Annotated in this window: 9 protein-coding genes; 2 read left to right on the top strand and 7 right to left on the bottom strand. The window is 69.1% G+C overall.

Features of this window, described 5'->3' with window-relative positions:
• Nucleotides 1-234: 234 nt before the first annotated feature.
• The 4 genes from QSV35_RS12020 to QSV35_RS12005 are packed head-to-tail and all read right to left on the bottom strand — an operon-like array spanning nucleotide 235 to nucleotide 4,297.
• Nucleotides 235-597 carry a carboxymuconolactone decarboxylase family protein gene (locus QSV35_RS12020; RefSeq protein ID WP_286288989.1) on the bottom strand — a complete coding sequence of 121 codons (363 nt, stop codon included), beginning with the start codon at nucleotides 595-597 and terminating at the stop codon, nucleotides 235-237.
• Complete coding sequence (locus QSV35_RS12015; RefSeq protein ID WP_286288988.1) at nucleotides 594-1,547, bottom strand: 3-hydroxyacyl-CoA dehydrogenase; 954 nt, start codon at nucleotides 1,545-1,547, stop codon at nucleotides 594-596. The genes QSV35_RS12020 and QSV35_RS12015 overlap by 4 nt, the downstream gene beginning before the upstream one ends.
• 3 nt (nucleotides 1,548-1,550) lie before the next feature.
• Nucleotides 1,551-2,807, bottom strand: coding sequence for an iron-containing alcohol dehydrogenase (locus QSV35_RS12010; protein ID WP_286288987.1), 1,257 nt, complete (start codon nucleotides 2,805-2,807; stop codon nucleotides 1,551-1,553).
• Nucleotides 2,804-4,297 (bottom strand): NAD-dependent succinate-semialdehyde dehydrogenase, encoded by a 1,494-nt coding sequence (locus QSV35_RS12005; RefSeq protein ID WP_286288986.1) that lies wholly within the window; start codon nucleotides 4,295-4,297, stop codon nucleotides 2,804-2,806. Before QSV35_RS12005 ends, QSV35_RS12010 begins: the two co-directional genes overlap by 4 nt.
• 114 nt (nucleotides 4,298-4,411) lie before the next feature.
• Between QSV35_RS12005 and QSV35_RS12000 the strand changes: the two genes are divergently transcribed.
• Complete coding sequence (locus QSV35_RS12000) at nucleotides 4,412-5,119, top strand: GntR family transcriptional regulator (RefSeq protein WP_286288985.1); 708 nt, start codon at nucleotides 4,412-4,414, stop codon at nucleotides 5,117-5,119.
• 155 nt (nucleotides 5,120-5,274) lie between these two features.
• Complete coding sequence (locus tag QSV35_RS11995; RefSeq protein ID WP_286288984.1) at nucleotides 5,275-6,996, top strand: helix-turn-helix domain-containing protein; 1,722 nt, start codon at nucleotides 5,275-5,277, stop codon at nucleotides 6,994-6,996.
• A gap of 61 nt (nucleotides 6,997-7,057) precedes the next feature.
• Here the strand turns inward: QSV35_RS11995 and QSV35_RS11990 are convergent, their stop codons facing one another.
• Genes QSV35_RS11990 through QSV35_RS11980 form a run of 3 tightly spaced genes read right to left on the bottom strand, consistent with a single transcriptional unit; the run spans nucleotide 7,058 to nucleotide 11,411 of the window.
• Nucleotides 7,058-8,098, bottom strand: coding sequence for an ABC transporter permease (locus QSV35_RS11990; RefSeq protein WP_286288983.1), 1,041 nt, complete (start codon nucleotides 8,096-8,098; stop codon nucleotides 7,058-7,060).
• Complete coding sequence (locus tag QSV35_RS11985; protein WP_286288982.1) at nucleotides 8,095-10,695, bottom strand: ATP-binding cassette domain-containing protein; 2,601 nt, start codon at nucleotides 10,693-10,695, stop codon at nucleotides 8,095-8,097. Before QSV35_RS11985 ends, QSV35_RS11990 begins: the two co-directional genes overlap by 4 nt.
• The gene (locus tag QSV35_RS11980; protein ID WP_286288981.1) at nucleotides 10,692-11,411 is read right to left on the bottom strand and encodes an SDR family NAD(P)-dependent oxidoreductase; all 720 of its coding nucleotides are present in this window, start codon (nucleotides 11,409-11,411) and stop codon (nucleotides 10,692-10,694) included. The genes QSV35_RS11985 and QSV35_RS11980 overlap by 4 nt, the downstream gene beginning before the upstream one ends.
• Nucleotides 11,412-11,413 lie beyond the last annotated feature (2 nt).

The following is an 11,413-nucleotide window of genomic DNA, read 5'->3' as shown; positions in this document are numbered from 1 at the left end:
GTGCGCATTCCGCTGCGGTCCTCGGCGGTTCCGCGGGGCGCGGCGGTGCGCCGGGAGGCCCCGGCGCACGCCGCGATGACTCATCGGCCCCGGATCGCCGCCGTAGCGGCTTCGTCGATCCCGAAATCGGCCGTCACCACAACACCGTAGTTCCGTTCGGCGGCGTGGGGCGAGACGAATCCGTTGCGCACGTCGTGCGCCACCGCGGCGGGGTCGCGGCGGAACGGATCGCCGTCACCCCGCCTCGCCGCCGTGTCGGTGCGGATCGATGCCAGCGAGTCGGAAGGCGAGGCGCCCGTGCGCGTATCCGCCGCCAGCACGGATCGCGGTTGCGACCCACGCGGACTCGGCGAGCTCCGCCTCCGTGGCGCCTGCGTGGACCGCGGCGTTTCCGTGGAAGTCGATGCAGTAGCCACACTGGGTGGTGATCGATACCGCGAGGGCCATGAGTTCGCGGTACTTCAGCGGGATCTCACGGCCCTCGGCGGCGAAGACCGCATTGTCGAACGCGTCGAACTTCTCCAGCAGATCGGGCGTGGCGCGTCGGTAGACCCGTGCGTACTTCGGGTCATCGCTCCGGTCGAACAGCTCGGTCAACGGTGTGCCTCCGTAGTCTTGATCGACCCCTCGCGGATCGAGTCCCAGATCGGCGCGAGCCGCGCCAGTTGTTCGTCACGCCACCTGACGCGTGCTGCCCAGAGATCCGAGGGCAGGACGGCTCGTCGCTGGGCGGTCACCTCGGCGACGAGGTCGGACGTCCAGGGGTCGTGTTGTCCGCGCTCAGCGCCCATGGCCGCATACGAAGGCCCCATCTTCTCGGCGTGGGAGGCGATGCCCCCCCTCGTGTTCAGATCGACGGTCTCGAATGGGCCGATAAAGCTCCACCGACGCCCGAGCCCGCTCCGCACCACCTCGTCGATGTCCTCCACGGTGGCGACGCCATCCCGGACGAGGCAGTACGCCTCCCGAAGCACAGCGCCCTGCAGCCGATTGAAGATGAACCCATCTATCTCGCGATTCACCCGCACCGGGCGCAGCCCGGCGGCGATGTAGTGCGCACTCGCACGGTCGACGACCGCAGGATCCGTGCGGTCGCCGGGGACGAGCTCGATCACGGGGATGAGGTACGGCGGGTTGCCGGGGTGCGCGACGATAACGCGGGACGCCGCGTCGTCCTCCAGTCCGCGCGCGATCGCCGTGGGCAGGAGCGCGGAACTCGAGCTGGCGAACACGGCATCGCGAGGCGATGCGGCGGCGAGGCGGAGGAAGAGCTCCCGCTTCACATCGAGCAGCTCGGGGGCGCACTCCTGGACGAGCACGACGCCGTCGACCGCGTGTTCGAGGTCGCGGACGAATGTCACCTGGTCCGCGACCTCCTCAGGCAGGTTCAGCAGTTCGAGCCGATGGGAGAGCTCGTCACGTGCGCGCGGCTCGGCGTCTTCAAGGGCATCCCAGACGCGCACGCAGAACCCGGCGCGCGCGAAGACGATCGCGAACGCGACGCCGATCGATCCGGCCCCGACGACGCAGACACGGGGATTCTGCATCGGTCACCACCATCCACGGTCGCCGGCGTGGCCTCGACGCAGGATAGCGAGGATGCTCTCCCGCGTGAGTTCGCGGGGATTGTTGTCGGTGAGTCGGGTGGCGAGCACGGCGTGATCGGCGACATACTCCAGTTGATCGGCGCTCAGCCCTAGTCGGGCAAGGTCCGCGGGGATACCGATCGCGGCGAGGATCTCATCGATCCGGACGATGCCCGCCTTCGCCTGATCGAGCTCGTTCCCAGTCGCGTCAGCGACTCCGAGGAGCCGACCGATCTCGGCGAACTCCGGGACCCGCGCGGGCAGGTTGAAGCGCATGACGTAGGGAAGCAGTGCGCCGACCCCGATTCCATGGGGCGTGTGGGTCAGGTTGCCGATCGGAGACTGGATGGCGTGGGCGCCCGCTGTGCCGGATGTATTGATCGCCATGCCGGCGCAGTAGGCGGCGAACATCGTGTCGCTGCGTGCGCGCAGGTCGTCAGGCTCGGTCGCCAGGCGGTGGAGAGCTCCTCCGATGAGCCTGATTCCGGCGCGCGCGTATATGTCCGCCAGAAGGTTCTTCCCGACGTAGAGCTTGTGGGTGATCTCGTCCGGTGTGGGGTTCTTCGCCCGGGCGGTGAACGCCTCGATGAGGTGTGACAGCGCATCCGCGCCCGTGGCCGCGGTCAGTCCGGGCGGGGCCGTCAGGGTGAACTCCGGGTCGATGACGCTCGCGTGGGCCTCGAGATAGGGGCTTGCCACACCAACCTTCATCTGCCGCTCCGAATCGAAGACGACGGAGATGCAGGTGACCTCCGCCCCGGTGCCTCCGGTCGTCGGAACCGTGACAACGGGGACCCCAGGGCCCGGCACGAGGAACTCTCCGTAGTAGTCGCGCACGTCGCCGCCGTTGGCGAGCACGACCGACGCGACCTTCGCGAGGTCCATGCACGAGCCGCCACCGAGGCCGACGAGAACGTCGACGTTGTCGTCGCGGAACAGGGAGACCAGCTCCATGACGTTCTCCCGGGGAAGCTCCGCCTCTGTGCGGTCGTAGACGGAAACCGTGAGCCCGTGGTCGCGGAGGCCCGCGACGATCTCCGCGAACTCCACGGTCGTGGACATGCGTGCATCGGTGACGAGCAGCGCATGGCGGCCGATGGAGGCGACGACATCGGGCAGCTGGCGGCGCTGGCCAGGGCCGAACAGCACCTGCCTGGGCTGCCGGACGAGGCCCAGGCCCAGCTCGTTCACCGACCGGGGCGCGATCATCGGAGTGCTCATCGGAGTGCCTCCGCCTCGTTGACGGTGAGCGCCAGGTACTGAGGCTCGAGGAATTCCCGGATGCCGTCGTGGCCGCCTTCGCGGCCGAGGCCAGAGCTCTTGACGCCGCCGAAGGATGCCGCGGGGTCGGCCATGATGCCGCGGTTGATCCCCACCATCCCGAACTCCAGACGCTCGCTCACCGCGATCGCACGGGAGACGTCGCGCGTGAACACGTAGGACGCGAGCCCGTAGCGGGTGTCGTTGGCGAAGCGGATCGCGTCCGCTGTGCTCGTCGCCCGGTAGATGGTCGCAATCGGCGCGAAGAGCTCCTTCCGCGTGACCGCGGCGGTCGCGTCATCGACGCGGAACACGGTCGGCTGGAAGAAGAACCCGTCGCCGGGAACCGGCTCTCCGCCGAGCAGCAGTTCGGCGTCCGCGTCGCGGAGCTCGTCGACGAGATGGCCGACGAGCTCGCGCTGCGCGGCGGAGATGATGGGGCCGACGTCGATGCCCGGGTCGAAGCCGTTGCCGACCGTGAGCCGCCGTGTCGCGGCGAGGAAGCGCTCGGTGAACGCATCCGCCACCGATTCGTGGACGATGATGCGGTTGGCCGCGACGCAGGCCTGGCCGGCGTTTCGGAACTTGCAGATGACGGCCTGCTCCGCCGCGAGGTCGAGATCGGCGTCGTCGAGCACGATGAACGGGCCGTCGCCGCCGAGCTCCATCGACGCGTTGACGACCCCGGGGGCGGCCTGCGCGAGCAGCGCACTGCCGACAGCAGTGGACCCGGTGAAGCTGACCTTCCGCAGCCGCGGGTCTGCCATGACCGCCGCGGAGACGGCCGCCGATCCGGTTGTGTGCACGAGGTTGATGACGCCACCGGGGAAGCCGGCATCCTGGAGAGCCTCGACGAAGAGTGCGCACGTCAGGGGTGTCTCCTTCGCCGATTTCACGATGACCGTGCAGCCGGCGGCCAAGGCGGCACCGGCTTTGCGGGCGATCATCAGCAGAGGGAAGTTCCACGGCGTGATCAGCAGGCTGGGGCCGACGGGCTGATGGGTCGTGATGATGCGGTAGCCGCCGCGTGAGCCTTCGGCATAGGTGCCGTGCAGGTGGGCGATCTGCTCGGCGTACCAGAGGAAGAAGCCGAGTGAGAGCTCGACCTCCGCCCGCGCCTCCGCGAGCGGCTTCCCGCTCTCGAGCGTCATCACCTCGGCGATCGCGGCGGAGCGCTCGACGAGCACTCCGTGCGCGCGGTGGAAGAGGTCGGCACGCGCGCGGGGTGCCATGTGCCGCCAGGCGTCTTGGGCGCCGGCGGCGGCGTCGAGTGCGCGGAGGGCGTCGACCGGACCGCCGTTCGCGACCTCGGCGATGACCTCGCCGGTGGCGGGGTCGAGCACCGGGAATGTGGTCGCCGCATCCTCCCAATCGCCGCCGATGAACAGGCCGGTGCGGACATCGTGTCGACGCGCCAGGGCGCGCGACGCGGGTGGTGCGACAGTGCTCACGTGATCCTCCTCGGTCCCCGGGAAGGGGGCCCGGGGCTCATCTCGTAACACGGTACGATGCGTTCGATCGCGCCCGAGGATGGTGGATCGAATTGAGACAGTGCGGAGTGGATCATGGTCGCGACAAGGATCGAGCGCCACGCGGCGCCGCTGCGGCAGGAGGTCGTGCGGCAGCTGCGGGAGGACATCCTGGAGGGGAACTTCGCTCCAGGGGAGCGGCTTCTCGAGAACTCGCTCTGCGCCGATTACGGCGTCTCGCGCACTGTCGTGCGAGAGGCGCTGCGACAGCTCGAGAGCGAGAATCTGATCACGCTGATCCCGAACCGCGGCCCGATCGTGACCGTGCTCGAGCAGAATGACATCGAGTCGCTGTATGAGGTCAGGGCGGCCCTCGAGGCCCTCGCCGGGAAGCTGTTCGCACAGCGCGCGAGCGCCCGCCAGGCCGCCGCTCTGCGCGCGCAGCTGGATGTCATGGAGCGCGATTACGCGAAGGGCACGCTGTCGACGCGCGAGCAGTCCAAGGAGGAGTTCTATCGGCTCCTGCTGGAGGGCACGGAAAACGAGATGCTCGCGAGCCAGCTCCAGGGCATCCACACCCGCATCGGCCTGTTCCGGCGACTCGCGTTCGTCGACGAGTCCCGGGTCGAACTCTCGATGGCCGAACTGCGCGGCATCGTCGACGCTGCCGCGGTGAGACGAGATCCGGTGGCCGCGCACGATGCGTGCGAGCAGCACATCCATCGCGCAGGCGACCTCGCCGCTGCTGCGTATCGGCAGTGGCGCATGTCGGGCGAAGCGCTCCCGATACCGCGGTCGAGCTGACCGGAGTGTCTCAGAATGAGACACTCCGCGGGATGACCGTATTACGGGTGCTGCAGTAGTGTCATAGCACGCTGCGCCTGAACCCGTCACGCCGCAGCGATCTCGACGGCGAGACGAATGCTTCCCCGCCGTAGAGCCGGAGAGCGGAGAGCGCTATGCCAGTGAACGGCGAAGACCACGTCACGAAGGCCAAGGACGACTTTCTCCTGCAATCGGACTCGGCCGCCGGGGTGAACCTCGAGTTGCTGAAGTCATGGCAGCGGTCCAAGGACGCCATCGGAGTGCCCGCGAACGTCCGCGATGTTCCGCAGGTGGCGGAAGAACTGCTCGACGCGCACATCCTGGACATGTTCCAGGCACCGCTCTCGCGACTGTCCGACGACCTCGACGGCACCGGTCTCGGGCTCCTGCTGGCCGATTCGCGCGGCACGATCCTGCAGCGCTGGTCGCACGATCACACCGCACTCGCGCATCTCGATCGCCTAGGCACCGTGCGCGGGGCGATGCTCGCGGAGGACGTCGTCGGTACCAACGGCGTCGGCACCGTCGCCGCGACCGGCAAGAGTCTGCAGATCTCGGGCAACGAGCACTTCGCAGACTTCTATTCCGCCGCCCTGTGCACCGGCTCACCGGTGCGGCATCCCGCCACGGGGAAACTGCTCGCGGTCGTAACGATCTCGAGCGAGATCTCGGAGCGCAGCGGGCTTCTCCGCCCGATGGTCAAGTCTGTCGCGACCCAGCTCGAGCAGCATCTGCTGGAGGTCGAGCGTCCATCCGCCCGGCGACTGTTCGAGGAGTTCCTTCTCGCGTCGCGGACGCACGGGACCGCGGTGCTCGCGTTCGGCCCGCAGGGCCTCGTGATGCAGAGCCGCAGTGCGGGGCGCCTCTCGGCTGCCGACGTGACGCTCATCGAGCAGCACGTCGCCGAGCGCCGCGCCACCGGACGTTTCACTCTCGAGGTGTCGAACGGCACGGTCGACGTGCAGGCCACGCGCCTCGGCGACGACGCCGGGGTGGTCGTCGTGCTCGGCCGCGAGCGCAGCGCGAACAGTGTGGCCGTCGGGCCGGCTCGTGCCCAACTGGTCGGGCGCAGTCCCGAGTGGATGTCGGTCGCTCGCGACGTCGCGCGTCACCGCGAGGTGCGTCGTCCGCTTCTCATCGCGGGCGAGGTCGGCGTCGGGAAGACGTCGTTGGCGCTCGGCCTGCCCTTCCGCGCCCGCGCGACATCGTACGCCGCAGCGATCGCAGATGCCGCAGAACGCCACGTTGTGGGCAACCGGCGATGGCTGCAGAACGTCGCGGAGCGACTGGATGCATCCGCCCCCGTCGTCATGCGCGGCGTCGAAGCCCTCGACCGGAGCTCTCTCGACGCGCTGCGGCTGCTCCTCGAGCAGCGCGGAGGTCATGGTGCGGTGATGCTGACGATGTCGACAGAGAAGGAGGAGGCGGCGCGCACCCTCGCCGGAGACCTGGGTGTGTCGATGGCATGGGTGCCGTCGCTCAAGGAGCGCACGGTCGACATTCCGCTGCTGTGGCTGGTCTTCGCCGAGCAGCTGGCCCCCGGCGCGGGGCTGCAGCTTCGCGACGAGACCGCGGCACTCATGCGCGGCTACCCGTGGCCGCGCAATCTCAAGGAGCTGCGCGGCGTCGTCGAGCGGATGTCCATCGCCGGCAAGCGCGGCCCTGTGCTCCCCGGCGATCTGCCACTGGAGATGCAGGGCTCGAGGATGTTGTCCATGATCGAGCGAGCGGAGCTTGACGCCATCCGTCGCGCCCTCGCCGAGGCGGAGGGCAACCGCTCGAAGGCGGCGGAGATCCTCGGCCTGTCGCGGGCGACCGTGTACCGCAAGATGAAGGCGTACCGGCTCAGCGCCTGACGACCGAGACGCGCGGGCGCCGGCTGATCCGTTCGGATCGACCGGCGCCCGCATCCGTGCCTCACGCCGTCGCAAGCCTGCGGATCGCGCGCCTGCGCAGGAGCACTGGCACGAACTCGCGGAGCAGGACGACTGCGATGAGGACGACGGCCTGCGCGATGAGCTGGACCGCGTCGGGCCACCCCACCGATCGCAGCAGTTGACCCAACTGGGTGAGGAACAGCGCGGCGATGGCGGAGGCGGCGATGGATGCGATGCCGCCGGTGAGAGCCGTGCCGCCGAGGACGACGGCCGCCACGGTCGGCAGCAGGTACTGGTCGCCGAGGAAGAGCGGCGGTGTCTTCGTGTAGCCGGCGAGGAGCACGCCTGCGACACCGTAGAAGAGGCCGGCGAATCCGTAGGCGAGGAGCTGATACATCCGCACTCGGATGCCCACGACAGCGGCGGCGGGCTCGCTCACGCCGACCGCCGTGAGACGCCGGCCGACGATCGACCGATGGGTGATGACCGCGGCGATCGCGATGACGACGATGCCGATGAGCAGCGTGTTCGGGATGCCGAACGTTCGCGCCAGCGCGAAGCCGTTCAGTTCGTCGGCGGCACCGGATGGGGTGCCGTTCGCGATCGAGAACACCGTGCCCAGGAGGACGGCGTTCATCCCGAGCGTCGCGACGAGCGGCATGATCCCGAGTCCCACGATGATTCCGCCGCTGAGGAGCCCGAACACGGCGGGCAGCACGACCGCCATGACGACAGCGGGCCACACGCCCCACCCGTACTGCTGGGGGAGTGCCGTCGCGAGCACGGCCCCCAGGGCCATCATCCCTGGAACGGAGAGGTCGAGCCCCCGCTGCTGCACGACGAGGGTCTGTCCCGCGGCGGCGATCGCGAGCACGGACGCGAACGGCAGCATCGAGAGAAGAGGGGCGGCGTCGAGGCTCCCCGGCGCCACCAGCGGACTGATCACGAACAGAGCGAGGGTCGCGACCGTGATCGGCACCCAGCTGCCGGAGAGCATCCGGCGCCACATGCCGTCGGCGGCACGGCCCGTCGGGAGGACCGGCAGCGATGTCGTCGACGTCGCGGGTGTGTGGTTCGTCATGATCGACCTCCGGGTACGGCCGCGATCGGGGCGGAGCTTCGGCGCGGACGACGGCGAACGCCGCCGCGCATGAGGGCGTAGAGGCTCGCCGCGCCGAGCGTGACGAGACCAGGGAGCCAGTAGGACCAGGCCTGCGAGAGGCCGAGGAACGGAGACACGTTCAGGATCTGCTGCACAAGGAACGCGGCGGCGATGACGGCGATGAACGAGCCGCGGCCGCCGAAGATGCTCGTGCCGGCGAGCACCACCACCGTGACCGAGGAGAGCGTGTACGACACCGAGGGGCGGCCGTCGCCGATGCCGATCTGCGCCATGAGCACGACGGCGGCGGGGAGCATCAGCAGCGACGCCAGCACGTAGGAGAGCAGGCGCACCCAGCGCACCCGGAGGCCGAGCCGCTCGGAAGCATCGGCCTTCGAGCCGACGGCGCGCAGTTCCACGCCCCAGCGGGTGCGCCGCAGAGCGACCTCCAGCGCGAGGAGCACCACGACGGCGATGATCGTCACGACGGGGATGATGCCGACGCGCGCCTGGATCATGTCGGCGACAGCCGGGAAGATCACGCCGCCCGGGGTGCTCCGCAGGAGCAGATACAGCCCCTGCAGCGCCATGAACATGGCGAGGGTCGCGACCACGGGGCTCACCCCGAGCCGACTGACGAGGAGCCCGTTCACCGTGCCGATGCAGAGCGCCCCGACGAGCATGAGCCCGAGCCCGACATAGAGATTGCCCCCGTCGGTGATCCAGAACGATGCGAGCACGACGAGGAAGCCCATAGCGGGCCCGATCGACAGGTCGAAGCCGGCGCCGAGCACCACGACCTGCTGCGCGGCGCCGACGAATAGCAGAGACGCGACCATGAACAGCAGGTTGTTGATGTTGAAGGCGGAGAGATACGACGGGTTGGATGCGGCGACCACGAGCCCCAGCGCGACGAACGCGGCGGCGAGGGCCGCTGCGGGGGCATGGTCGCCGCGCAGCCAGTCGCGCCACGCGCTGCGCCGGCCGCGGTCGTGCTCCTCGCGTTCCCTCATGGTCGTCGAGGTGAGCGCGGCGCGCCCGATCTCTGCCTCGGAGACCTCGTCTCCGGCCAGCTCACGCACCACGTGGCCGCGGGACATGATCAGAACGCGGTCGCACAGGCCTTCGAGTTCCACGCTGTCCGAGGAGAGGACGACCACGGCCGCACCCGCATCAGCGGAATCGCGGAGGATGCGGTAGATGTCGACGCGGGCCCCCGCATCCACACCCTGGGTGGGCTCTTCCGCGAGGAGAACCCGAGGACGGGCGAGCACCGTGCGCGCCAGGACGACCTTCTGCTGGTTTCCGCCGGACAGCGACTGCACCGTGGTGCGCGGACTCGGCGCCTTGATCGCGAGGGCGTCGATGAGGTCTCGGGCGCGCGACAGGATGCGCTTCTCACGCACGAAACCGCCCGTTGATGCGTCGGGCAGTGTCGCTGCCGAGATGTTCTCGGCCACCGAGAGGGGAAGGAAGACGCCCTCGCGGTGGCGATCGGCGGGCACGTAGACGATTCCCGCACGCGCCGCCGCGGTGCTCCCGCGACGCACAGCGATCCCGTCGACCGTCACGGTCCCCGTCGCGAGGGCCTGACCGGCCAACGCCCGGATGAGCGCGCTCTGACCGTTCCCCTGGACACCCGCGAGCCCGACGATCTCACCGCTGCGGACGGCGAACGAGACGTCGTGGAAATGCTCGCTGCGGAGGCCCTGGACATCGAGGCGGTTCGCAGTCGTCTCGTCGATGCTGCCCTTGGCAGGGAAGACCGCTTCGAGCTTCCGCCCGATGGCTCGCTCGATGATCTGCGCCTCGTCGACGTCGTCGGCGAGGAACGTCCCTCTCACCTTGCCGTCGCGGAGGACCGTGATGCGGTCCGAGATCTGCTTCACCTCGGGGATGCGGTGCGAGATGTAGACCACCGCGGCACCGTCCGACACGACCTGGCGCACCCGCGCGAACAGCTTCTGCACCTCCTCGAGGCTGAGATGCTCGGTCGGCTCGTCGAGGATCAGGACCCGCGGGTTCAGAGCGAGCGCCTTCGCGATCTCGACGATGAACCTCTGTTCGACGGAGAGGTCGGCGACCCGCGAACGCGCATCGATGCCCATCTGCCAAGGGTCCAGCTGCCCCTGCGCCCAGCGGACCGCACGGCCGAGACCGCCCACGCGTCGGTACCCGACGCCGACCGCCATGTTCTCCGCGACGGTGAGGTCGGGCAGCAGCGCCGGATCTTGCCGGACGATCGCGAGACCGAGGCGTCGCGCCTCCTCCGGGTTGGCCGAGCCCAGGTCTACGCCGTTGATCCGCACCACGCCCGCATCGGGAGCGAGCGCGCCAGAGGCGACCGCCATCAGTGTCGACTTGCCCGCGCCGTTCTCGCCGACCAGGGCGTGGATCTCGCCCGAGCGGACCTGGAGGTCGACGTCGGCGAGCGCGCGCACGCCTGGAAAGGTCTTGGTGATTCCGCTGAGTGCCAGCAGGTTCTCGATCGGCGGATCGGATGCGATCACCGGCGCGGGCGCGCCGACATCGAGGTTGGTCATGAGGATCTCCGCTCCTGCGTCTGCAGTGGTCACTGCGCGAGGTATCCGCCGTCGATGACGAGCTCAGAGCCCGTCACGAAGCTCGACTCGTCACTGGCCAGGAAGACGACGCCCGCGGCGATCTCCTCCGGCCTGCCAGCGCGTCCCATGGGCGTCTGCGACACGACGTACGCGTTCACCTCGGGCGCCTGCGCGTCCGTCAGCGGCGTCTCGATGAAGCCGGGATGAAGCGAGTTGACCCGCACGTTCTGTCCGGCATACGTGATCGCGGCGTTCTTGGACATGTTGCGGACCGCGCCCTTCGTGGCGTGGTACGCGTGCGCGCCGCTCACGGCGGCGGAGCCCCAGATCGAAGACACGTTGATGATGGAACCGCCGCCCTGCGTGATCATCTGCGGAACGACCTCGCGCATGCCGAGCCAGACGCCTGTCTGGTTCGTGGCGACCACGGAGGTCCAATCCGCGATCGAGAGATCGTGCAGCGGCTCGTACGCGATGATGCCCGCATTGTTCACAAGCACGTCGATGTGACCGTGATCCGCGAGCACGCGGCCCACGACGCGCTGCCAATCGGCCTCGCTCGCGACATCCAGTGGCATGTATTCGATCGGTCCGAAGGTCGGATCCGATTCCGCGCGGCTCGTCGCGATCGTCGTCGCGCCCTCCGCGTGCAGCGCCTCGGCGATCGCTCTTCCGATGCCGCGTCCTGCGCCGGTGACGATGGCCACCTTGCCGTCTAGTCGGTGCATTT

This window comes from Microbacterium candidum (assembly GCF_030315975.1).
GTDB classification, from domain to species: domain Bacteria; phylum Actinomycetota; class Actinomycetes; order Actinomycetales; family Microbacteriaceae; genus Microbacterium; species Microbacterium candidum.
Note: the sequence above shows the minus strand (reverse complement) of the source record. Positions and strands in the feature narration are given on the sequence as shown.